Genomic DNA, 23,786 nt, shown 5'->3' with positions numbered 1-23,786 from the left:
CATTGGGCTGGCCCATCCTGTGGTTGGCGCTAGGGTGGTGCCATGACTGAGGTTTCCGCAAGCACTGACGTGTCCACCAACAAGTCCCCCAGGAAGGCAGCCCTCGTTACCGGCGCCAGCTCCGGCATTGGCGAGGCCACCGTCCGCGCGCTCCGTGCAGACGGCTGGACCGTGTACGCCGTCGCCCGCCGCCAGGAACGGCTGGCCGCGCTCGAAGCCGAGACCGGCGCCGTCGCCCTCGCTGGCGACATTTCCGAGGACGGGGACGTGGCCCGCCTGCTGGCAGAGGTGACCTCCGCTGGCGGGATCGACACGCTGGTCAACATCGCCGGCGGCGCCCGCGGAGCGGACCGTGTAGGGCAGGCCGTGACCGAGGACTGGGAGTGGATGTACCGCGTGAACGTCCTCGGCACCATGAAGATCACCCGCGCTTTCCTGCCAATGCTGCGTGAGAACGGCGAGGGCACCGTCCTGAACCTGACATCCACGGCCGGGCTGGATGCCTACGAGGGCGGGGGCGGCTACAACGCCGCCAAATTCGCCCAGCATGGCCTGACCGGGGCGCTGCGGCTGGAAGAGGCCGATCACAACGTCCGGGTCATCGAGGTCGCCCCCGGCCTGGTCCAGACCGAGGAGTTTGCCCTCAACCGGCTTGGTGACGCACAGGCGGCCGGGAAGGTCTACCAGGGCGTGGAGAAGCCGCTGACCGCCGAGGACGTGGCCGACGTGGTGCGCTACGCCGTAAGCGCACCACACCACGTTAACCTCGACCAGATCGTCATCCGCCCGGTGGCGCAGGCTTCCACCTTCAAGCTGATCCGCAAGCAGGCCTGAGCAGGCTTCGCTATCCGTTCACCGGGACGTACAGCGTGGCCAGTACGGCAGCGTGGTCCGTCCCGGGGACGCGGTGCACCGCGTAGCCCGAGGCCGGAATGCGCGGGCTGGTGACCAGGTGGTCGATGGTGATGCCGGGCAGCGGCTGGCCGTCCATCGGCCACGTGGGCATGAACCGCGCCCCCGACGCCATGCCGACGTCCACCAGCTTCCGGCCGCCCGGGCCGCCGTCGAGCAGCCTCCGGAACTCCGCGTGGTCGTAAGTGGCGTTGAAGTCACCAAGCAGCAGCTGGTTGCCCGTCAGTTGGTTGCCCCGGCCCACGGCTCCGTTGCGTGCCACCAGACGGCCCAGTGACTCCAGGTCGCTGCGCCACTGGCCCACACGGACATCCACAGGCGGGAGCGTGTGCACGTTCGTGACCTCAAGCGTGGCGGGCGCAGCATCCGTCTTGCCAGCACCCGCAACGGCGCCGCCAGCAACGGGCACCGTCATCCGGAAAGTCGGCATCTGGAACGGGGTGTCGGGAATCAGCCCGGTGGCTCGGATGGCGTGCCGTGAGTACGTTGCGCTGCCCGAGCCGTTCTCGGTGGGACTGCTGATCCTGTTGGGCAGGAGGCTTCCCAGGCCTTCCGCCGCCAGCCGGTCCTCCAGCGCCTGGGTGTACTCCTGAATGGCGAGAAGTTCCACCCCGTTGTCCCGGACCAGCCGGACGATTTCGGCGGCGTCGGCCCTGCCGAAGCGGGAATTGATGCTCATCACCGTCAGCGGAACGGTGCCGCCGGTACCGGAGGCTCCGGAGTCTGCCCGGCCTGCACCCGCCTGTCCTGCGTCTGCTACCTCTTCATCCGCGCGCCCGGCATCCGGCGCCCAGAGCCAGAAAAGCTGGGCTCCCAGGAGCAGCACGGCAGCGGCCGTGACCAGATGCCGCCGGCCCGGCAGCGCCAGGGCCAGCGCAAGGGCGGCAGGAATCACCAGCCACGGGGTGAAGGACAGCAGCTGGACCAGCGGCGTGGGCCACTCGGCAGGGATGGCCCGGAACACCGAAAGCGAAGCGACCGGCAGGAGGACGCACAGTGCCAGCACCAGCCAGACGGTTTGCCCGCGGCGGGCCGAAGCAGTCATGGATCGAGTCTAGGCTCCGGCCGCCGGATGGTTGTGGCCGCCCCGGCCTCAGCAGTTAGACTGGAGCCAGCAGCTTTGACCCGGCCATCACCGGTGAGCTTCCGGAAGAAAACCCGGCCCGCGGTGCGCACAACCGATCGCGGGGACCAGGCCAGTAGAACCGGACGGGTAAGCCCGTCACAGCAGCAATGAGCGGCCGTCGTCGAACTCCTTGGAGTTGGCAGCGGTAAGTGAGGTGGTACCGCGGTGCCGGTGCAGTCGCAGGACTGTGCGTGCGCCGTCCTCGCATCCTGAATTTGTTCACCAGCTCAACCCAGGATGTTCGAGATGACGTATTACCCCAAGGCCTCAGCAGCCCCGTCCGGTCCGGGCTCCTCTGCAGGAGTGTCCGCCTCCGTGAAGTTCCCGGAGATCGAGGAGCGGATCCTCAAGTACTGGGACGAGGACGGCACCTTCCAGGCCAGCATCGACCAGCGCAGCGCCGACCTTCCAGGCGGCACCCCCGGCAGCAATGAATTCGTCTTCTACGACGGCCCGCCCTTCGCCAACGGCCTGCCGCACTACGGCCACCTGCTGACCGGCTACGCCAAGGACCTGGTGGGCCGCTACCAGACCCAGCGCGGCAAGCGCGTGGAGCGCCGCTTCGGCTGGGACACCCACGGCCTGCCCGCCGAGCTGGAAGCCATGAAGCAGCTGGGCATGACGGACAAGACCCAGATCGAGGCCATGGGCATCGACAAGTTCAACGACGCCTGCCGCGCCTCGGTGATGAAGTACGCCAACGAGTGGCAGGCCTACGTCACCCGCCAGGCCCGCTGGGTGGACTTCGACAACGACTACAAGACGCTCAACGTCGAGTACATGGAGTCCGTGCTCTGGGCGTTCAAGCAGCTGCACGAGAAGGGGCTGACCTACAACGGCTACCGCGTGCTGCCGTACTGCTGGAAGGACGAGACGCCGCTGTCCAACCATGAGCTGCGCATGGACGACGACGTCTACAAGAACCGCCAGGACCAGACCGTCACGGTGACCTTCCCCGTCAAGGCGGGGGAGTCGGAACTGTCCAAGCAGCTGGCCGGTGTGCAGGCGCTCGCCTGGACCACCACGCCCTGGACGCTGCCCACCAACCTGGCGCTCGCCGTCGGACCCTCCATCAGCTACGCAGTGCTGCCCGCCGGGCCGAACGGCATCAAGGCCGCCGCGGCCGAGGCGCCGGTCACCGGCAGCTTCCTGCTCGCTGAAGACCTGCTGGGGACCTATGCCAAGGACCTGGGGTACGACGACGCCGCTGCCGCGGCCGCCGCCGTCACGTCCACCCACACCGGCGCCGAGCTGGAAGGGCTCAGCTACGAGCCTCTCTGGCATGACTTCGCCGACACGGAAAAGTACGGCACCCAGAACGCCTGGGTGTTCCTCGTGGCCGACTACGTCACCACCACCGACGGCACCGGCATCGTCCACCAGGCCCCGGCCTACGGTGAGGACGACCAGAAGGTCTGCGAGGAAGCCGGCATCCCTGTGGTGCTCTCCGTGGACGAGGGCGCCAAGTTCCTGCACCTGTTCGCCCACGGCGACCTGCACGACATCGTCGGCCTGCAGGTCTTCGACGCCAACAAACCCATCACCCAGGTGCTCCGCGCCCAGGGCCGCCTGGTCCGCCAGGCCAGCTACGAGCACAGCTACCCGCACTGCTGGCGCTGCCGCAACCCCCTGATCTACCGCGCCGTCTCCTCCTGGTACGTGGAGGTCACCAAGTTCCGCGACCGGATGTCCGAGCTGAACCAGGAAATCAACTGGATCCCCGGCAACGTCAAGGACGGCCAGTTCGGCAAGTGGCTCGCCAACGCCCGCGACTGGTCCATCAGCCGCAACCGCTACTGGGGCAGCCCCATTCCGGTGTGGCAGTCCAGCGACCCGGAATACCCGCGCACCGACGTGTATGGGTCGCTCGCGGACATCGAGGCCGACTTCGGCCGGCTGCCGCTGAACAAGGACGGCGAGGTGGACCTGCACCGGCCGTTCATCGACGAACTGACCCGGCCCAACCCGGACGATCCCCGCACCCCTGAAGAGGGCCAGTCGGTCATGCGCCGCGTGGAGGACGTGCTGGACGTCTGGTTCGACTCCGGCTCCATGCCCTACGGCCAGGTGCACTACCCGTTCCAAAACGAGGCCTGGTTCGACACCCACAACCCGGCCGACTTCATCGTGGAATACATCGGACAGACCCGCGGTTGGTTCTACATGCTGCACATCCTGTCCACCGCGCTGTTTGACCGCCCGGCCTTCCGGAACGTCATCAGCCACGGCATCGTGTTGGGTTCCGACGGGCAGAAGATGTCCAAGAGCCTGCGCAACTACCCGGACGTCTCCGAGGTGCTGGACCGCGACGGCTCCGACGCCATGCGCTGGTTCCTCATGTCCAGTCCCATCCTGCGCGGCGGCAACCTCGTGGTCACCGAACAGGGCATCCGCGACGGCGTCCGCCAGGTCATCCTGCCGCTGTGGAACGTGTACAGCTTCTTCACGCTGTACACGAACGCCGCTGCTGGTGGTTCTGGCTATGACGCGCAGCTGCGGTACGACGGCTACACCGACACGCTGGACCAGTACCTGCTGGCCAACACCGGTGACCTCGTCCGGAACATGACTGCCCAGCTGGACACGTACGACATCTCCGGCGCCTGCGACGAACTCCGCAGCTACCTGGACATGCTCACCAACTGGTACGTCCGCCGCAGCCGGCAGCGCTTTTTCGACGAGAACGCCGACGCGTTCGACGCCCTGTACACAGCTCTGGAGGCCGTGTGCCGCGTGGCCGCCCCGCTGCTGCCGCTGGTCTCCGAGGAGATCTGGCGCGGCCTGACCGGCGGGCGCTCCGTGCACCTCGCCGACTGGCCGGACCCGGAGCTGTTCCCGGCCAACGCCGCGCTGGTGGAGGCGATGGACCGCGTGCAGCAGATCTGCTCCACCGGCTCCTCGCTGCGGAAGGCCGCCAACCTGCGCGTGCGCCTGCCGCTGCAGGAACTCACAGTCGTGGCACCCGGTGCAGATGCGCTGGAAGGCTTTGCCGCCGTCGTCGCGGACGAACTGAACCTGCGCTCGGTCCGCCTGCTGGACGCCGCCAGCGCCTCCCCGGAGGAGTTCGGCATCGAGCAGAAGCTCGTGGTCAACGCCCGTGCCGCAGGTCCGCGCCTCGGCAAGAACGTGCAGCTGGCCATCAAGGGTTCCAAGTCCGGCGACTGGTCTGTCTCCGACGCCGGCGTGGTCACCGCCGGCGGCCTTGAGCTGGAACCGCAGGAATACACGCTGGAAACGGTGGTGGCAGAGTCCGACGGCGGTTCGGCCTCGGTCGCAGTGCTGCCCGGCGGCGGCTTCGTCGTCCTCAACACGGAAGTCACCCCCGAGCTCGAGGCTGAAGGTCTGGCCCGGGACATGGTCCGTGCCATCCAGCAGGCCCGCAAGGACGCCGGGCTGAATGTCAGCGACCGGATCCGCACCATCATTCAGGCTCCGAAGGATGTCTTTGACGCCGTCCGGGCATACGAACAGCTCCTGACCACCGAAACGCTGACTGTTGAACTCGATCTCGGTTCCTCGGGTCCTGACACCGAGCTGCAGATCACTGTCGAAAAAGTAAAGGCCAACTAAGCCATGACCGACGAATTCTCCGTGGAGAGCGTCTACGCCGAGCTGCTGGGCCGCGCACCGGAAAACAAGATGGAGCCCCGGCTGGCCCCGCTGTTCCGCGCCATGGATGTGCTGGGGGAGCCGAACAAGGCCTACCCGATCATCCACATCACCGGGACCAACGGAAAAACGTCCACGGCCCGGATGATCGAGGCCGGCCTGCGCGCCCACGGCCTCAGCACCGGGCGCTACACCAGCCCGCACCTGTCCAAGGTCACGGAGCGGATCAGCCTGGACGGTGAGCCCGTCTCCGACGAGACGTTCGTGCGCATCTGGGACGAGATCCGGCCGTACCTGCAGATCGTCGACGACGAACTCACCGCCGAGGGCCAGCCCCGGCTGACGTACTTCGAATGCCTCACCATTCTGGCCTTCGCCGTGTTCGCCGACCAGCCGGTCAACGTGGCCATCATGGAGGTGGGCCTCGGCGGCATCACCGACGCCACCAACGTGGGCGACGGCCAGGTGTCCGTGGTGACACCCATCTCCCTCGACCACACCGACCTGCTGGGTGACACCACCGAGGACATCGCCTACGAGAAAGCCGGCATCATCAAGCCCGGCGGCTTCCTTATCAGCGCGGCCCAGCCGCTGGATGCCGCACAGGTCCTGCTGGAGAAGGCCAAGGAGGTGCAGGTGCCGTTCCGCTTCGAAGGAGTGGAATTCGGCGTCGAATCCCGGCAGGTCGCCGTCGGCGGACAGGTGGTGACCGTCCAGGGCCTCGCCGGCCGCTATCCGGACCTCATGGTCCCGCTGCACGGCGCCCACCAGGCCGAGAACGCCGCCGTGGCAGTGGCAGCGCTGGAGGCGTTCCTTGGCGGCGGCGAGAAGGAGCTGTCCCTGGAGGTCCTGCAGGAAGCCTTCGGCACCGTGTCGTCCCCGGGCCGGCTGGAAGTCGTGCGGACAGCCCCCACCATCATCGTGGACGCTGCCCACAACCCGGATGGCATCCGGGCGTCCGCCGAGGCGATCCAGGAGGCCTTCAGCTTCAGCAAGCTGGTGGTCGTGGTGGGCGTGCTCAAGGAAAAGGACGCCGAGGAGATCCTGCGCCAGCTCAAGGAATCCCTGGGTGACCTCGCGGAGGAATTCTGCTTCACCCAGTCCAACTCCCCGCGGGCAGTGCCTGCAGCGGAACTGGCGGAGCTCGCCGTCGACCTCGGCTTTGGCGAGGAAAACGTGCACATCGCCGAAAAGCTGGACGACGCACTGGAGTGGGCCGTTGAACGCGCCGAAGCCAACGACGACCTCGCCGGCGGCGTGCTGGTGACCGGCTCCATCACGCTGGTGGCGGACGCCCGCATCCTGCTTGGAAAGGCGGCCGGCTGATGGCCCGGCTGACCAAGGCCCAGCGTGAATGGCGCCCGGGCATGCCCAAGAAGCGGCGGTCCACCAAGGTCATGTTCGCCTCGACGGTGCTGCTGCTGGAGGCCTTCGTGGTCTTTTTCGCAACGCTGGCGGTGTTCGGCCTGCGCCGCGCCGAGATCTCCCCGGCGCTGATCCTCTCGGTGGGCATCGGACTGAGCGTGGTGCTGATCCTGGCCTGCGCGGTGCTGTCCAAACCGTGGGGCGTGGCGCTGGGCTGGATCCTGCAGCTGGTGCTCATCCTGAGCGGTTTCGCGGAACCCCTGATGTTCCTCGTCGGCGCGCTGTTTGCCCTCGCCTGGTGGTACGGCATCCGGGCGGGCATCCGAATCGACCGCGAGTCCGCCCAGCGGGACCAGGCGCAGGCTGAGTGGGATGCCGCGCACCCTGAGGCCGCCGGCACTGAAGGCGCTGGCACCTAAAGGATCCGGCACCTAAAGGATCCGGCCGGACCCCGTAGACTTACCGTCGAAACCCACAACCAACCCCATTGGAGCAACTGTGAGCATTGAGCGCACCCTTGTCCTGATCAAGCCGGACGGCGTCACCCGCAACCTGACCGGTGAAATCCTCAAAAGGATCGAAGCCAAGGGCTACACCCTGGCCGAACTCAAGAAGACCAACGCCAGCCGCGAACTGCTCGAGCAGCACTACGAGGAGCACGTGGGCAAGCCGTTCTACGAGCCGCTCGTGGAGTTCATGCTCAGCGGCCCGGTGGTTGCAGCGATCTTTGAAGGCCACCGCGTGATCGAGGGCTTCCGGTCTCTGGCCGGCACCACGGACCCGACGACGGCGGCCCCCGGCACCATCCGCGGCGACTTCGGCCGCGACTGGGGCCTGAAGGTCCAGCAGAACCTGGTCCACGGTTCCGACTCGGTGGACTCGGCTGAGCGCGAAATCAAGATCTGGTTCCAGGCCTAAGCTTCACCGCAGGTTAAGCGCGAACTGGCAGCTAATGCCCCGAAAAGCTGGTTTTGAGGGCGTTAGCTGCCAGTTCGCGCTTTTTCGTTCGGAAGACTGTGCTGCTAGAAGCCCGACGTGCCGGCGAACACCTGGATGAACGCAAAGAAGATGGTCGCAATCACGGCTACGTAGAGCAGCGCCGTGATGATCCAGCCGGAGTCGCCCAGGATGCGGGCCAGGCCTGCCGGCGCCGGAATCACGCCGTGGACCACGTTCCGCACGGTCACCCAGACGAAGAGCGGGATCATCGCCGCCCAGACCACCATGCAGAACGGGCACAGGATGTGGATGGAGTACAGCGCTTGCGACCACAGCCACACCACGAAGATGAAGCCGAGGGTGATGCCGGCCTGCAGCCCGAGCCAGTACCAGCTGGCGAACCGGGCGCCGGCAAGCAGTGCCATTCCGACTGTGGTCGTGATTGCGAAGGCGACTATCCCGATGAACATGTTCGGGAAACCGAAGACCGAGCTCTGCCACGTCTGCATGACCTGCCCGCAGGAAATCCAGGGGTTCACGTCGCACACGGTGGCATGGTTGGGATCCTTGAGGACCTCAAGCTTTTCCAGCACCAGAATGCCGGATGCCAGCCAGCCCACAACGCCGGTGATGACCAGCAGCCAGCCGAAGGGGCGGTCGCGCGTCATGGCCGGCACGGCGGCACCGGCCGAAGCCGCAGCAGCCCGGGCACCGTCCCGCTGGTCCTGTTCGTAGTCCGTGCCTGTGGAAGGCGAAGTGCGTGGCATGGGATTGCGTCCTTTTGTCTCGGGTGCTCCTGCCCAGATTCTATCGCCGCCACCTTGACGCGGGCTGTGCTCGTAGCCAATCGCGCCCTTGACCGGCTTTGTCACACAATTACGGCGTATTTGAACGGCAATATGAGAGAATAAACGTGGCTGGAGCGCGAACCACATTCGAACTCCAGTCCGGTGGCTTGTTCCCAAGACCGCCAATGAGCAGTGGTGCAGGCTTTGGAAAGAAGATCCAGCCTCCCACCTTCCATTGGACGGCACCTGGTTGTGGTTGTCAGAAACAACGGGTTCCAGTAACAATCCCGCCGGCCTGTCAGGCCTGCCGCACCCCACTGCCGGTGCGAGCCTGCTGGTATCCAATTGACTTCTGTCAATGCCTGCGGGTTTTGACAATATGTGCCCCAATGGGTGCCGAATGTGGCGGCAGGTCAGGGGCAGGAGTGTTGCCACATATGGATAATGACCAGGTTATAGCCGTCAACGAAGAACCGGCTGCCACCGGCGAAGCCGCCGCTGAGGCCCCCAAGAAAGCCACCCGGACCCGCCGCAAGGCCACGCCCAAGGCCGCAGCAGCGGACACGGAGACTGCGGCGTCGGAGCTGCCCGCTCCGGAAACGCTGACGTCTGAAGGCGCAGCACCAGAAACGGCAGCACCAGAAGCGGCAGTGCTGCAGTCGGTTGTCGGAGATGCCGCAGCAGCCCCTGCCAAAACCCCGGTCCGCCGGACCCGCGCCCGGAAGAAGGTCGCCGAAGAACCGCTGCCCGCGTTTGCGGAAGCTGCCGGGGCCGAAGTTGATGTGCAGGAAGGTGGCGCGCAGGTAGCCGCCAAGGAGCCGGCCGTCGAGGCTGCGGCCCTTCCGGCCGCCACTGAGCAGGTCGCCACCGAGCGGGCGGCTGCAGAGCCGGCCGCCGAGTCCAAGCCTGTACGCCGCCGCCGGGCAACAAAGCCCAAGGCCGCGGAGCTGGCCGAAAGCCCCGCGGAGTCAGCCGAATCTGCCGAGTCGCCCGCTCCGGCCGCTCCGGGAACAGCCACTGAGGCGCCTTCAGCCGGACAGGCTGATGAGCCCGCCCCGGCCGCCGGCGCCCCTGATACCCAGGCAGCGCCGGCCACTGCAGCCCCTGCTGCACCCGTGGCTGCACAGGAGTCCGCTGTCGAGGAAGAGGCCGAAGACGAGGCCGCAGGGCAGTCGCCCCTGGGCTCGCTTTTCCTGGAACCGTCGTCAGTGACGTCGATTATCTTCCAGGCCCCTGACCTGAACACGGTGGTCCGCCCTGCCGCCTCCGCCGCGAAAGAGGAAGCCGCAGCCGAGGACGGCGAGGACGAGCTGGAGGACGACGGCGGGCGGCGCCGGCGGCGCAGCCGCGGCCGCCGAGGCCGCAGCCGGACCGACCGTGAGATCACCGACGGCGATGAAGGCACCGAAGTTTCTGACGAGGCCGGCGAAGACGAAGGCGAGCCACTCGAAGATGGCGTGACGTCCCGCCGTCGCCGTCGCCGCCGCCGCGGCGACCAGGACCTGGAACTGACCGGCGGCGGAGAAGACGATCCCCCCAACACGGTCACCCGCGTCCGCGCCCCGCGGACCATCAGCGAGGCACCGGCGAGCAACCGGGTCACCAGCGTCAAGGGCTCCACCCGCCTGGAAGCCAAGAAGCAGCGCCGCCGCGAATCGCGGGACACCGGCCGCCGCCGCACCGTGATCACCGAGGCTGAGTTCCTCGCCCGCCGCGAATCCGTGGACCGCCAGATGATCGTGCGCCAGCGCGACGACAGAATTCAGATCGGTGTCCTGGAAGACGGCGTCCTGGCCGAACATTTCGTCTCCAAGACGCAGCAGGACTCCCTGATCGGCAACGTCTACCTGGGCAAGGTCCAGAACGTCCTGCCGTCCATGGAAGCTGCCTTCGTGGACATCGGGCGCGGCCGCAACGCCGTGCTGTACGCCGGTGAGGTGAACTGGGAAGCCGTCAACCTCGAAGGCAAGCAGCGCCGCATCGAGAACGCGCTCAAGTCCGGCGATTCCGTCCTGGTCCAGGTCACCAAGGATCCGGTGGGCCACAAGGGTGCGCGGCTGACCAGCCAGATCTCCCTGCCCGGCCGTTACCTCGTGTACGTTCCCGGCGGGTCCATGACCGGCATTTCCCGCAAGCTGCCCGACGTCGAACGCAACCGGCTGAAGCGAATCCTCAAGGACCGCCTCCCCGAGGACGCCGGCGTCATTGTGCGCACGGCCGCCGAGGGGGCCTCCGAGGAGGAACTGACCCACGACATCAACCGCCTCCGTGCCCAGTGGGAGGGCATCGAGAGCCAGGCGAAGTCCACCAAGGTCCTCGCCCCCGAACTCCTCTACGGCGAACCGGACCTGACCATCAAGGTTGTGCGCGACGTCTTCAACGAGGACTTCTCCAAGCTGATCGTCTCCGGCGACGAAGCGTGGGACACCATCGAGGCCTACGTCACCTACGTTGCCCCGGACCTGGTGGGCCGGCTCGAAAAATGGACCAAGGACGAGGACATTTTCTCCGCCTGGCGCATCGACGAGCAGATCCACAAGGCTCTTGACCGCAAGGTTTTCCTGCCGTCCGGCGGCTCACTGGTCATTGACCGGACAGAGGCCATGACGGTGGTTGACGTCAACACCGGGAAGTTCACCGGCAGCGGCGGCAACCTTGAAGAGACCGTCACCAAGAACAACCTTGAGGCTGCCGAGGAAGTTGTCCGCCAGCTGCGGCTCCGCGACATCGGCGGCATCATCGTCATCGACTTCATCGACATGGTGCTCGAGTCCAACCGCGACCTGGTCCTGCGCCGTCTGGTGGAATGCCTGGGCCGTGACCGGACCAAGCACCAGGTGGCCGAAGTGACCTCCCTGGGACTCGTGCAGATGACGCGCAAGCGCATGGGCACCGGCCTCCTGGAAGTCTTCGGCGAGCAGTGCGAGGCATGTGCGGGCCGGGGAGTCGTCACCCATGACGAGCCGGTGGAGCACCGCCGCGCCAACACCGTGGCCGCGGAGCACCACGTGCACCGTGCCGAGGTCCAGCCCCCTGCCCGGACAGAGCGGAAGCGCCGCCGCGGCAAGGGCGGACAGCCGTCCTCCGAGGCAGCTCCGGCCGCCCCCGCCGTGCCGCACCACCCCGAACCGTCAGACGCGGAGCGCCACGCCAAGGCTGAAGCGACCCGCGCTGCCCTCGCCAACATCGCCGCCGCAGCCCATGCCGCACACCTGCATGAGGAAGAAGCTGCGCACGGTGCCGCAGCGTCCGGTGAGGCCCCCCGCCCCGCCGCCGCCGCACCGGAAAGCCCCGTGGTGCACCGCGCTCCGGAAACGGAAAGCGTCTCCGGACGGCCCGGCGCGGTGCTCACCTTTGGCGGCGAGAAAGTGGTGCTTCCGTTTGTCGATCACAGCGATGAACCGGTCCAGGAAGCGCCGGCACTGACGCTGGACCGCCTGGAGGAAGCCTTCGCGCACCTCGGCGCTCCGATTGCCCCCGCCGAAGAGGAGGAGGCCAAGGACGAGGCTCCCGCGCCGGTGCGCCCGGAAAGCCAGCGCCCGGAAAGCCAGCAGCCGGAGGGCCAGCAGGCCGCAAGCCAGCCCGCGGCTCAGCCTGCTGCACGGCAGCCGGTGGAAAGCCCCGCGGCACCGTCCCGCAGCCGCCGTCCGCGCCGCAACCGCAGTGCCAGCCGCCCCCAGGGTGCAGCCAACGAGACATCCGTGGAACACCACGAGGTCGCTCCGGCTGCAGCCGCCGGGCACTCGCACGAGGCCAAGGCGCCTGAGGCAGGCAATGCGCAGACGGCCAAGGCGGCTCCACGGCCGGCCAGCGAGCCGATCATTCTGGGGGTCGGCGTACCCGCCTCAGAACTGTAGGAACAAGCGCCACTGAAAGGTCCGGCACCGCGGTTGCGGTGCCGGACCTTTCTGGTTCCGGACATTCGTCCGCCGGCAAAGGGCAGTAGACAAATGGCAGCAGGCAAGGGCAGGGGACAACAGCGCACGCGGAAGCCTGTCGCAATCGTCAAACTTGGCGCCGCGCACTTAACCAACCGCTAGGCTGGAGAACTGACACGGGGTGCCGCGCAAGGGCCGGCTGAGATCCAAACCCGTTGAACCTGTCCGGTTAGCACCGGCGAAGGGATGTCTTCTTTGTCATCAACACTGTCATCCGCGTCACTCCTGCCGGCACCCTCGGCCGCCGACAAGTCACTCCTGGAAACCGATGTGCCGGGCATTCAGAGGGCCCGCGACGTTCCCCGCGTCCTGGCCATCGCAGGCTCGGACCCTTCTGGCGGTGCAGGCATCCAGGCCGATCTGAAAAGCATCGCGGCCCACGGCGGCTACGGAATGGCCGCAATAACAGCCCTTACTGCGCAGAACACCACGGGCGTGCTCGGCGTGCACGTTCCGCCAGCCTCCTTCCTGTCAGCGCAACTGGACGCTGTCAGCGACGACATCCACGTGGACGCCGTGAAGATCGGCATGCTTGGCGATGACCGTGTCATCGCAGCCGTCCGCGGCTGGCTCGAAAAGGTAAGGCCCGGCGTCGTGGTTCTCGATCCGGTGATGGTGGCTACCAGCGGCGACCGCCTCCTCCAGGAGTCTGCAGAGGCCGCACTCCGCAAACTGCTGCCTCTGGCGCACCTGATTACACCGAACCTTCCCGAACTGGCCATGCTGCTGGGGGAACCGGAGGCCGCGGACTGGGCCGCCGCGCTTGACCAGGGCAGGCGGCTCGCGGACCAGACCGGTGCAACGGTCCTCGTCAAAGGCGGGCACCTGAACGGCTCAACCTGCCCGGACGCCCTCGTGAACACTGCCGGGCTGCTCTCGGGGGAGGTGGTGGAGGTTGCGGGTGAACGGATCAGCACGCGGAATAGCCACGGTACCGGATGCTCGCTCTCCTCGGCCATGGCCACGGCTCAGGCGCGGTTGGATGACTGGGAAGCGTCACTGCGGGCGGTCAAACCCTGGCTGGCCGGGGCCCTGAGGACCTCCGGATTGCTGGAAGTCGGCGCCGGCAACGGACCGGTCAACCATTTCCACCACGTCCGCCAGACTGAAACGACAGCCCAGCCCGGGTTCAGGGGCGCCTTCGCGGAGCTGCTGCGCGCCGAGACCGCTGCCGACCTCGAAGAGATTTATGGCCTGGGCTTCATCCGTGGGCTTGCCGACGGCACCCTGGCGGAGAAGGAATTCGCGTACTACCTGGCACAGGATGCCATCTACCTCAACGGCTACTCCCGGGTCCTGGCCAGGGCCAGCGCGCTGGCGCCAACCGAGTCCGAGCAGCTGTTCTGGGCGCGCTCCGCCCAGCAGTGCCTGGAAGTTGAATCGGAACTGCACCGCAACTGGCTCAGCACGCGAACCGTGCAGCCGGTGTTGGGCCCGGTCACGAAGGCTTACGTCGATCATCTGCTCGCGGCTTCGGCGGGCGGCAGTTACGCAGTGCTGGTTGCCGCTGTGCTGCCGTGCTTCTGGCTGTACGCCGAGGTGGGGGAGACCCTGCACGCCGAATATGTGGCCGCCGGAGCGCAGGCCGGGCACCCGTACGCGGAGTGGCTGCGGACGTACGCCGACGAGGACTTCGCTGCCGCCACCCTGCGGGCCATCGAAATCGCCGACGACGCCGGCCGGGCCGCGTCAGCGGGGGAGCGCGCGGCGATGATCACTGCTTTCCGGCAGTCCTGCCGGTACGAGGTGGAATTTTTCGACGCGCCGAGCCGCCACAGCTGAGCGGAACCGGGCCCGCTACCCGGTAGGATAGTCGCGCACGGCATCGGATGTGCGGGAAAGCTGCCCCTGTGGCGCTTATCACGGACAACCCGCCGCTGCCAGCCTCATTTGCGGCCGACGACGGAATTAGCGTATTCTAGATCTTCGGTGCTTACGCCAACACTTGGGTTATGACCCGGGATCGTCCACTCGGACAGGTTCCTGGGATAGCTCACGGGTTCCCCCGGGGAATCCACGGCGTTGAGGCACAGCGAGAACCAGGCCAATTTCCGGACCCGGCTTCCGCACGCAAATTTAGTAATAGACGTCGAGAGAAGTGAGTTCCCAAGTGGTGTACGCGATTGTCCGCGCAGGCGGCCGCCAAGAGAAGGTTTCCGTTGGAGACTTCGTTACCCTGAACCGCGTCGCCGGTGGAGCTGGCAGCACCATTGAGCTGCCCGCGCTGCTTTTGGTGGACGGTGACAAGGTCACCTCCGCAGCTGCGGACCTGGCCAAGGTAACTGTTACGGCTGAGATCCTCCAGGACCTCCGTGGTCCGAAGATCGTCATCCAGAAGTTCAAGAACAAGACCGGTTACAAGAAGCGCCAGGGTCACCGCCAGGAACTGACCAAGGTCAAGATCACCGGTATCCAGTAACCACCGGTTACTGGACAGGTTTCCCGCAGTCTCAAGAATTAAAGGCAGGCATTCCAAATGGCACACAAAAAAGGCGCGAGCTCCACTCGCAACGGTCGTGACTCCAACGCCCAGTACCTCGGCGTCAAGCGCTTCGGCGGCCAGGTAGTTTCCGCTGGCGAGATCATCGTCCGCCAGCGCGGCACCCACTTCCACCCCGGTGCGGGCGTTGGCCGTGGCGGCGACGACACCCTCTTCGCGCTGCAGGCAGGTGCCGTTGAATTCGGCACGCGCCGCGGCCGTCGGGTCGTCAACATCGTTGCTGCTGCAGCTGCAGAGTAACAACAAGTTCTGAACCGGTGGAGCGGGCCATGATGGCTCGCTCCACTGTTCTTTTAACCGCATTACAATCGATTTGGACGTCCATGACGGCCTGATCAGCAACAGAGGAGATTCAACGTGGCGAGCTTTGTAGACCGGGTAGTACTGCACGTATCCGGCGGTACCGGCGGCCACGGCTGTGTCTCCGTTCACCGTGAGAAGTTCAAGCCGCTGGGCGGACCTGACGGCGGCAACGGCGGCAACGGCGGCGACGTCATCCTGCGCGTCGACTCGCAGACCACCACGCTGCTGGACTACCACCACGCACCCCACCGGCATGCCACCAACGGCGGCCCCGGCATGGGCGACTGGCGCGGCGGCAAGAACGGCGAAACCCTGGTCCTGCCCGTCCCCGAGGGGACCGTCGTCAAGACCAAGGACGGCAAGGTGCTTGCTGACCTCGTGGGGGAGGGCACCGAATTTGTCGCAGCGTCCGGCGGGATCGGCGGTCTGGGTAACGCCGCGCTGTCCTCGCAGAAGCGGCGGGCGCCCGGATTCGCCCTGCTCGGCATCGAGGGTGACGCCGCCGACATCGTCCTGGAGCTGAAGTCGATCGCCGACATCGCCCTGGTCGGGTTCCCCTCCGCCGGCAAGTCCAGCCTGATCGCGGCCATGTCGGCCGCCCGCCCGAAGATCGCCGACTACCCCTTCACCACCCTCATCCCCAACCTTGGCGTGGTCCAGGCCGGCGACGTCCGCTTCACCATCGCCGACGTGCCGGGCCTCATTGAGGGTGCCAGCGAAGGCAAGGGCCTGGGCCACAACTTCCTCCGGCACGTCGAACGCTGTGCCGCCTTGGTGCACGTTTTGGACTGCGGTACGCTGGAATCTGACCGAGATCCACTCTCCGACCTCGCAATTATCGAAACCGAGCTCGAAAAGTACGCGGTGGACATGAGCTACGCCGGCTCGAACGGCGAAGTTGTCCCGCTCAACCACCGCCCCCGGCTGGTGGCACTGAACAAGGTGGACCTGCCGGACGGCAAGGACATGGCCGAGTTTGTCCGGCCCGAGCTTGAATCCCGCGGCTACCGTGTGTTCGAGGTTTCGGCCACGAGCCATGAGGGCCTGCGCCAGCTTGGCTTCGCCATGGCAGAGATCGTCCAGGCCGCCCGCGACAGCGTGGCAGCCACGCCGCCGAAGGTGCACGCACCGGTACTGCGGCCCCGCGCCGTCAACGAGACCGGCTTCCGGATCCGCCGCGAGGAGAAAAACCTGGAGCCGCTGTTCCGCGTGCTGGGTGAAAAGCCCGTGCGCTGGGTCAAGCAGACGGACTTCACCAACGAGGAAGCCATTGGCTACCTTGCCGACCGCCTGGCCAAGCTCGGCGTCGAAACCGAGCTGTTCAAGCAGGGCGCCAAGCCCGGCGACACCGTAGTGATCGGTGAGGACGACGGCGTGGTGTTCGACTGGGAGCCGACCATGATGGCTGGCGCCGAGCTGCTGGCTTCGCCGCGCGGCACGGACGTCCGCTTCGCAGACATCGGCGACCGTCCCACCCGCAGCCAGAAGCGTGAGGAGCAGATCGAGCGCCGCGACGCGAAGGCAGCGGCACGGGCCGAGCTGGAAGCCGAGCGCAAGGCCGGCATCTGGACCGAGTCCGTCAGCGCGCGCCGGGCGGCCCGGCCCCTCAAGGAGAGTGGACTGAACACCGAACATGAGGAGTGAACCCGCACACGTGACTGATACTTCCGCAATTGTCATCGAGGAACCCAAGACCGACGACCGCAGCATGCTCGCCAGGGCGCGCCGCATTGTGGTCAAAGTAGGATCGTCGTCCCTTACCAGCATCAAGGGCGGAATATCGGAGGAGGCGCTGACCGAGCTTTCGGACGCGCTGGCCGCCAAATGTAATGCGGGCACCGAGATTATCCTCGTGTCTTCCGGCGCCATCTCGGCCGGCCTTGCGCCGCTCGGCCTGGCGAAGCGTCCGCGCGACCTCGCCACCCAGCAGGCGGCGGCCAGCGTGGGCCAGGGACTGCTCATGGCCCGGTATACCCACGCGTTCGCCGCCCACGGCGTCACCGTGAGCCAGGTGCTCCTCACCGCCGATGACCTCATGCGGCGCAGCCACCACCAGAATGCCTTCCGTGCCCTCAACCGGCTCCTGAACCTCGGCGTCGTGCCCGTCGTCAACGAGAACGACACCGTGGCCACCCACAAGATCCGTTTCGGCGACAACGACCGGCTGTCAGCCCTGGTTGCGCACCTGGTGCGCGCGGATGCACTGGTGCTGCTGTCCGACGTCGACTCCCTGTATGACGGCCCGCCCGCCCAGGGCGCAAAACGGATTCCCCAGGTGGACGGTCCTGAGGACCTCGACGGCGTCTCCATCGGCAAGACCGGCAAGGCCGGCGTGGGAACCGGCGGCATGCAGACCAAGGTGGAGGCCGCCCTGATGGCGGCCGATTCGGGCATCCCTGCCCTCGTCACGTCCACCGCCAACGCCGCGTCCGCGCTGGCCGGCGAGGACGTCGGAACCTGGTTTACCGTCAATGGCGGACGCAAGTCCGTCCGGATGATGTGGCTCGCGCACCTCGCCCATGTGCAGGGACGGCTGATCATTGACGACGGCGCCGTCCGGGCCGTGCGGGACAACCGCACCTCGCTGCTGCCCGCCGGCATCAAGGCTGTTGAGGGCAATTTTGAAAGCGGAGACGCCGTCGAAATGGTTTCGCTGGACGGCACGGTGATCGCCCGCGGCCTGGTGAACTACTCCGCGGCGGAACTGCCGCAGATGCTCGGACGGTCCACTGTGGAGCTGGGCGAGGCTTTGGGCCGCGGCTTCGACCGTGAAGTTGTTCACGTTGACGACCTGGTTCTGGTCTAGGCGCCGGACTCGCCTAGACTTGAATGATGACTGAGGCACTGATGAACCAAGCAGCCGAGACATCCAACGACGCTACGACGGTCCCCAGCCTGCCGGAAGACAGGCAGCCCACACCCGCTGAGACCGAGTCCGCCGTGTACGCGATCGCCGACCGGTCCCGCCAGGCCGCCCGCAGCATGGGCCGCGCCAACCGGGCCTGGAAAGACAAGGCCCTGCGCGCCATCGGCGGCGCCCTGGTCGCGAACAAGCAGCAGATCCTGGCCGCGAACGCCAAGGACGTGGAAGCAGGCCGCGCCAACGGCACGTCCGCCGCCCTCCTGGACCGGCTGACCCTCAACGAAACCCGCATTGCCGCCCTCGCGGCCGCCCTGGAAAACCTGGCCGGCCTGCCCGATCCCGTGGGCAATGTGGTGCGGGGCCAGACCCTGCCCAATGGCCTGCGCCTGCGCCAGGTCAACGTCCCCATGGGCGTGGTTGCCGCGATTTACGAGGCTCGGCCGAACGTGACCGTGGACATCGCCGGCCTGGCGCTCAAGAGCGGCAACGCCGTGATCCTCCGCGGCGGTTCGGCAGCAGGCTTCACCAACGAAGCCCTCATCCGCGTGCTGCGCGACGCCCTGGAGTCCGTTGGCCTGCCGGCGGATGCCGTTCAGACCGTGGACCAGTTCGGCCGTGAGGGCGCCAACGTGCTCATGCGTGCCCGCGGGCGCGTCGACGTGCTGATTCCGCGCGGCGGCCGTGAGCTGATCCAGACCGTCGTCAACAACTCCTCCGTGCCGGTCATTGAGACCGGCGAGGGGAACGTCCACATCTTCATCGACGAGTCGGCCAGTGAAGACATGGCGGTGGAGATCCTCCTCAACGCCAAGACGCAGCGCCCCAGCGTCTGCAACACAGTGGAGACACTCCTTGTGCACTCCGGCTCCACGGTCCTGCCCGCGGTCGCCGCAGCCCTGAGCAAGGCGGGTGTCCGGTTGCACGCCGATGACCGCGTCCGGGCTGCGCTTCCCGCGTCGGTGGAGTCCCTGCCGGCTACGGACGACGACTGGGCCACCGAGTACATGGACCTGGACTTGGCCGTGGCCATGGTGGACAGCCTGGATGACGCCGTGAAGCACATCCGCACGTGGTCCACTGGACACACGGAAGCCATCCTGACGAATGACCTGCGAAACGCGGAGCGCTTCATCGCGGAAATCGATTCCGCTGCGGTCATAGTGAACGCGTCCACGCGGTTTACCGACGGCGGCGAGCTGGGCCTGGGTGCCGAGGTCGGCATTTCCACCCAAAAGCTTCACGCCCGTGGCCCTATGGGCCTGACCGAGCTGACAACCACCAAGTGGATTGTCCAGGGCGAGGGCCAGGTCCGCGCTTAACGTCGCGGAAACCGCTCCTGACATAGCGGTAACATAGTAAAGAAGTCCGGACCGGCGGGAATCTCCGCCGTTGTCATCCTTATCATTCCTAGGGGAGAAAATGCTGCTCCAGCAGATTGCCGCGTCAGTTGCCGAACACGAGGAGAGAGCGCCCCTGTGGGCCGAGCCATGGGTCTTCGGCATCTCGATGTTTGCCATCCTGGTGGTGCTGATGCTCGTTACCCTCTCCTACGTCAACTTGGGCAACCGTCACTCTCCGGTTGACGAGCACGCGGACCCGCACCGCCAGCACCCCAACAAGCACGACCACGGCCAGGGCCACTAACATTTCCGCCGCACTGCACCACAAGGATACGCAGCGCCGGCTGCGGCTGGGCGTGATGGGTGGGACTTTCGATCCCATCCATCACGGCCACCTTGTGGCCGCCAGCGAGGTGGCCGACAAATTCGGCCTCGATGAAGTCGTGTTCGTCCCCACCGGCCAACCGTGGCAGAAGTCCAGCAAGAAGGTCAGCGAACCCGAACACCGTTATCTGATGACGGTGATCGCGACGGCGTCGAACCCGCGTTTCACTGTAAGCCGGGTCGACGTTGACCGGCCCGGTCCCACGTACACCATCGACACCCTCCGCGATCTGCGGACGCAGCGGCCCGACGCCGACCTGTTCTTCATCACCGGCGCCGACGCCCTGGCGCAAATCCTGTCGTGGAAGGACATCGACGAGCTCTGGTCGCTGGCCCACTTCGTGGGAGTAACCCGGCCAGGCCATGAGCTCGACGGCATGGGCCGGAAGGACGTCAGCCTGCTCGAGGTCCCCGCCATGGCGATCTCGTCAACAGACTGCCGCGCCCGCGTTGCTGCCCATAACCCCGTCTGGTACCTGGTGCCGGACGGAGTGGTGCAGTACATCGCGAAATACGGACTCTATGCCGCACCGGCCGGGAACAGCAGCTCCGAAACTACCGAGACAAACGATCCAGCCAGCACTGAATGAGTTTGAGATGAGTCAGGAACAGCAACCGATCCGCAGTCGCCGAGAACTGCGCAAGGCCCGGGACGAAGCCCTGGCCCAGAACCGGAACGCCGCGCCCCCGGGTGCCGGTGAGTCAGTCCCTGCCTCCAAACCGCCCGCTTCAAAGGCTCCCGCCCCGAACCCGGCTGCCTCGAAGCGCCCGGCGCCGGCAGGCACGGGCACGCCAGCTCCCGCCGGCCCGGAAAAGCCTGGCTCTTCACGTGCCGCCGGAGATGCCAGGCAGGAAAATGCCGCTGAACGCGTGCGCCGGGTGGCACCGGGCCCCGCGGATTCCGCGCCAGCCGGCTCAGCCGCCGAACGCTCGTCCCAGATCCGTGCCCGCGACAGGGCCGCCCTGCGGACCATCAAGGAGCTGTCCGAAAAGGAAGAGCAGCTTTCGGGCGGCGGCCCGCCGACGCGCCGCCAGCTGCGGCTGATGCAGCTCAAGGAGCAGGCGGTTACTTCGGCGATGCCCGTGGTGCCCCCGGCCGACGGCGGCGCCTCCACCGGGAAAGCGCCCGCTTCCTCGCCAGACCCTTCCTCCGGTACGGCCGGCAAACCCTCTCCTGCCACCGGGTCGAAGCCTGCAGGCCAGCCCTCCGGCGGTCCGGGCCCGCGGCCCGCGACGCCGGCGGGGAACGAATTGCCCGAGGGCATGACCGTTGAGCAGGCCCTTGAAGCGCGTACCCTCCTCGCCGAACAGGCCAAGAACCAGATCGCCAAGATGGAACACATCGCGGCGACAGACCCTGAAGCCGTGGATCCGGACATCCTGGCCCAGCAGATTGCCCTGGCCGAACGGGCCGCTGTGCTCAACAAGCGGGCCATGGCCAAGCAGAAGCTTGCCGAACAGAACACGCCCCAGCAGAGCGGACAAAACGGTCCGTCCACCGCCAGCAACCTCGCTATGGTGACACCGCTGGAATTCGAACAGGTGCCCGGTGTGGACCGTCCCGTCATGAAGCGGCCGGCCACCTCTCATGTTCCCGTGGTGACCAACCCTGGTCCGCGGGTTCCGGCGCGTGGCAACCGGACAGCCAAGGCGTCCCGCCCCAGCGCGCCGTCCACCGGACGGTCGCGGGTCATTGCCCGGGCGGAAGCGGCGGCGCGGTCGGCAGCAGCGCCTCCGGCCGTGGCCCGCCAGAATGAGGCCTGGACCGACGGGTCCGGCGAAGACGTCGCGGTGCTGCCGCCCGTGTCCGCGAAATCCGCCTACGGGCTGGAGCCCCTGGACGCAGCCACCGCCGGGCTGGCCCGGGCCAACCGGTTGAGGATGATCCAGCTTGGCGTCCTGGCGCTCGGCGCAATCGCCCTCGTTGCCGGCATCATCATGATCATCAGCGGCCTTTCACGCTGACTTCAGCCAGTACCACCACCTACGCTTTTCATCACCACAAGGAGTCCCGTGACCGCATCCGAATCATCCGTCACCATAGCCCGGCACGCAGCCAGGGCCGCGGCGGACAAGATCGCCCAAAACATCGTCGCCCTCGACGTCAGCGAACGCCTGGCTTTGGCGGACGTGTTCCTGATCGCTTCAGCACCCAGCGAACGCCAGGTCAACGCCATAGTCGACGGCATTGAAGAGGAACTCATCAAGCAGGATCTCCGCCCGGTCCGCCGCGAAGGCCGTTCGGCCGGCCGCTGGGTCCTGCTGGATTACGCAGATGTCGTCATCCACGTTCAGCACGAGGAAGACCGTGTCTTCTACGCCCTGGAGCGTCTGTGGAAGGACTGCCCGGTGGTGGACCTGCAGCTGGGAGACGACGCATCGGCCAAGGCCGCTGCTGCCGCCGAGCAGGAGTAGCCCGCGCGACTGAATATGCCCGATTTGGAATTTTCAGAAACGCTGGTCTAAGATATTTGAGTTGCTTCGGAGAGATCGGAAACTGAAGCAGCAAGAATATGGGGCTGTGGCGCAGCTGGTAGCGCACCTGCATGGCATGCAGGGGGTCAGGGGTTCGAGTCCCCTCAGCTCCACCGGACGATCCGCCGGAATCGAAAGATTCCGGCGGATTTTTTCTTTGCCGGAAAGTAGTGCTGATCCCGCTCGCGGGTGCTGTGGAGAACGTGACGGAAGCCACATGGCACCAATTCGCATCCTGGCCATTTCTGGACTACGCTGGTCGGGTTGCTTCGGGAAAACGCAAAGATCCCGGAGGGAACAGCTTGGGGCTGTGGCGCAGCTGGTAGCGCACCTGCATGGCATGCAGGGGGTCAGGGGTTCGAGTCCCCTCAGCTCCACCAAGTAGCCGCCTGATCACGGAACTGACCGTGATCGGGCGGCTTTTTCGTTAATCCCGCTGCCGAGACCGCGATCTTTGACGAATCTTGGATATTCCTTGGGACTGTCTTTCCCGCTTTGCCCCTAAAGTGGAGCCATGAAGACGGGAGCGGCCCTGGTGCTGTCCGTTGCAGGTATCCTCGCAGCGGGCTCGGCGGCCCTTGCCGTCAACACGCAGGTCCTGAACGTCTCGCCCCCCGGCACCGGAAATGCCAACATTGTCCTCCTTCCACATGCCGCAGTGCCGCCCGTTCCTGACACCAGCGCCGGACCAAAGGCCACCCCGCAGACAACAGCGACGCCGGCGGGCGCACAGAAGGATGCCACCCCGGCAAAACCCAGCCCCGCGAAGCCAGGCCCCGCGAAGTCCGGTGCAGCGGCATCAAACACAGCGAAAGCCAATCCGGCAAAATCTGTCCCGGCCGCGCCCGGTAATGCCGGCGGTTCCGCGGCGGTACCGTCGACGTCCGGCCCCGGTGGCGGGCCGGCCGGTGGAGCGGTGACAGTTCAGCCCGTACCTGTGCCGGGCGGCGTGGTCTCCGTTGAGCCGGGGGATGACAAGGGCGGCCTGCGGAAGGCGCCGGAGCCCGGCGACGACAGCGGCGGCCACGGCGCCGACGACTGACCCGCAGTGCACGACTGACCCACGGGGCGCAACTGACCCTGCCGCCTGCGTTCCTGCCGGCGCACCGTTTCCTGACCGCTGTCTTGCCTTGCGCTCTCCCTGCCCGACCCGTCGCACCTGACCGGGGAACTCCGTCCTGTGCCGCGGCGGTCAGCCGCCGCAAGGCCCCGGAGGGCGGTGCAACTTGGGGAGAACCCCGCAG

19 protein-coding genes, 2 tRNA genes and 1 riboswitch are annotated in these 23,786 nt (G+C 66.7%); of the genes, 19 read left to right on the top strand and 2 right to left on the bottom strand.

Annotation, left to right across the window (positions count from 1 at the left end):
- Window positions 1-42 precede the first annotated feature (42 nt).
- The gene (locus tag LFT45_RS13045; RefSeq protein ID WP_236803658.1) at window positions 43-834 is read left to right on the top strand and encodes an SDR family oxidoreductase; all 792 of its coding nucleotides are present in this window, start codon (window positions 43-45) and stop codon (window positions 832-834) included.
- A 10-nt stretch (window positions 835-844) separates the two neighbouring features.
- Here the strand turns inward: LFT45_RS13045 and LFT45_RS13040 are convergent, their stop codons facing one another.
- Window positions 845-1,957, bottom strand: coding sequence for an endonuclease/exonuclease/phosphatase family protein (locus tag LFT45_RS13040; protein ID WP_236803656.1), 1,113 nt, complete (start codon window positions 1,955-1,957; stop codon window positions 845-847).
- A 327-nt stretch (window positions 1,958-2,284) separates the two neighbouring features.
- Between LFT45_RS13040 and ileS the strand changes: the two genes are divergently transcribed.
- The 4 genes from ileS to ndk all read left to right on the top strand — a co-directional run bounded on the left by ileS (window position 2,285) and on the right by ndk (window position 7,930).
- A complete protein-coding gene (gene ileS, locus LFT45_RS13035) occupies window positions 2,285-5,608 on the top strand; it encodes an isoleucine--tRNA ligase (protein WP_236803654.1) in 3,324 nt (1,107 codons plus the stop codon).
- Between the two features lie 3 nt (window positions 5,609-5,611).
- A complete protein-coding gene (locus LFT45_RS13030; protein ID WP_236803652.1) occupies window positions 5,612-6,973 on the top strand; it encodes a bifunctional folylpolyglutamate synthase/dihydrofolate synthase in 1,362 nt (453 codons plus the stop codon).
- A complete protein-coding gene (locus LFT45_RS13025) occupies window positions 6,973-7,431 on the top strand; it encodes a DUF4233 domain-containing protein (RefSeq protein ID WP_236803650.1) in 459 nt (152 codons plus the stop codon). The genes LFT45_RS13030 and LFT45_RS13025 overlap by 1 nt, the downstream gene beginning before the upstream one ends.
- A gap of 79 nt (window positions 7,432-7,510) precedes the next feature.
- A complete protein-coding gene (ndk, locus tag LFT45_RS13020; protein WP_003803412.1) occupies window positions 7,511-7,930 on the top strand; it encodes a nucleoside-diphosphate kinase in 420 nt (139 codons plus the stop codon).
- A 104-nt stretch (window positions 7,931-8,034) separates the two neighbouring features.
- Here the strand turns inward: ndk and LFT45_RS13015 are convergent, their stop codons facing one another.
- Window positions 8,035-8,718 (bottom strand): vitamin K epoxide reductase family protein, encoded by a 684-nt coding sequence (locus LFT45_RS13015; protein WP_236803649.1) that lies wholly within the window; start codon window positions 8,716-8,718, stop codon window positions 8,035-8,037.
- Between the two features lie 458 nt (window positions 8,719-9,176).
- On the opposite strand from LFT45_RS13015, the gene LFT45_RS13010 reads away from it, so the two are divergent.
- The 14 genes from LFT45_RS13010 (at window position 9,177) to LFT45_RS12945 (ending at window position 23,584) form a co-directional block, all read left to right on the top strand.
- Entirely contained in the window at window positions 9,177-12,596 is a 3,420-nt protein-coding gene (locus LFT45_RS13010) for an Rne/Rng family ribonuclease (protein WP_236803647.1), read from the top strand.
- A 188-nt stretch (window positions 12,597-12,784) separates the two neighbouring features.
- Window positions 12,785-12,881: riboswitch (TPP riboswitch) on the top strand.
- Window positions 12,882-12,935: 54 nt separating this feature from the next.
- Window positions 12,936-14,459: a bifunctional hydroxymethylpyrimidine kinase/phosphomethylpyrimidine kinase gene (locus LFT45_RS13005; RefSeq protein WP_236809337.1), complete on the top strand. Its 1,524-nt coding sequence runs from the start codon at window positions 12,936-12,938 to the stop codon at window positions 14,457-14,459.
- Window positions 14,460-14,787: 328 nt separating this feature from the next.
- Complete coding sequence (gene rplU, locus LFT45_RS13000; RefSeq protein ID WP_079596325.1) at window positions 14,788-15,096, top strand: 50S ribosomal protein L21; 309 nt, start codon at window positions 14,788-14,790, stop codon at window positions 15,094-15,096.
- Between the two features lie 57 nt (window positions 15,097-15,153).
- Entirely contained in the window at window positions 15,154-15,417 is a 264-nt protein-coding gene (gene rpmA / locus LFT45_RS12995; RefSeq protein ID WP_003803426.1) for a 50S ribosomal protein L27, read from the top strand.
- Window positions 15,418-15,534: 117 nt separating this feature from the next.
- On the top strand, window positions 15,535-17,124 hold the full coding sequence (gene obgE, locus LFT45_RS12990; protein WP_236803645.1) for a GTPase ObgE: 1,590 nt from the start codon (window positions 15,535-15,537) through the stop codon (window positions 17,122-17,124).
- A gap of 64 nt (window positions 17,125-17,188) precedes the next feature.
- The gene (proB, locus tag LFT45_RS12985; RefSeq protein WP_236809336.1) at window positions 17,189-18,286 is read left to right on the top strand and encodes a glutamate 5-kinase; all 1,098 of its coding nucleotides are present in this window, start codon (window positions 17,189-17,191) and stop codon (window positions 18,284-18,286) included.
- Window positions 18,287-18,312: 26 nt separating this feature from the next.
- On the top strand, window positions 18,313-19,662 hold the full coding sequence (locus LFT45_RS12980; RefSeq protein ID WP_236803644.1) for a glutamate-5-semialdehyde dehydrogenase: 1,350 nt from the start codon (window positions 18,313-18,315) through the stop codon (window positions 19,660-19,662).
- Window positions 19,663-19,762: 100 nt separating this feature from the next.
- The gene (locus LFT45_RS12975) at window positions 19,763-19,987 is read left to right on the top strand and encodes a hypothetical protein (protein WP_236803642.1); all 225 of its coding nucleotides are present in this window, start codon (window positions 19,763-19,765) and stop codon (window positions 19,985-19,987) included.
- A 55-nt stretch (window positions 19,988-20,042) separates the two neighbouring features.
- Window positions 20,043-20,657: a nicotinate-nucleotide adenylyltransferase gene (gene nadD, locus LFT45_RS12970; RefSeq protein ID WP_236803640.1), complete on the top strand. Its 615-nt coding sequence runs from the start codon at window positions 20,043-20,045 to the stop codon at window positions 20,655-20,657.
- A gap of 7 nt (window positions 20,658-20,664) precedes the next feature.
- Complete coding sequence (locus LFT45_RS12965; RefSeq protein ID WP_236803638.1) at window positions 20,665-22,032, top strand: hypothetical protein; 1,368 nt, start codon at window positions 20,665-20,667, stop codon at window positions 22,030-22,032.
- A gap of 48 nt (window positions 22,033-22,080) precedes the next feature.
- Entirely contained in the window at window positions 22,081-22,482 is a 402-nt protein-coding gene (gene rsfS, locus LFT45_RS12960; RefSeq protein WP_236803635.1) for a ribosome silencing factor, read from the top strand.
- 100 nt (window positions 22,483-22,582) lie between these two features.
- A tRNA-Ala gene (locus LFT45_RS12955) sits at window positions 22,583-22,655 on the top strand.
- 191 nt (window positions 22,656-22,846) lie between these two features.
- Window positions 22,847-22,922: transfer RNA gene (locus tag LFT45_RS12950), tRNA-Ala, on the top strand.
- Between the two features lie 134 nt (window positions 22,923-23,056).
- The gene (locus tag LFT45_RS12945) at window positions 23,057-23,584 is read left to right on the top strand and encodes a hypothetical protein (protein ID WP_236803633.1); all 528 of its coding nucleotides are present in this window, start codon (window positions 23,057-23,059) and stop codon (window positions 23,582-23,584) included.
- Window positions 23,585-23,786: the final 202 nt, after the last annotated feature.

Source organism: Arthrobacter sp. FW305-BF8, assembly GCF_021789315.1.
In the GTDB taxonomy this organism is placed as follows: Bacteria; Actinomycetota; Actinomycetes; order Actinomycetales; family Micrococcaceae; genus Arthrobacter.
The sequence above is the reverse complement of the archived record's forward strand: the minus strand, read 5'-3'. Positions and strand labels throughout refer to the sequence as shown.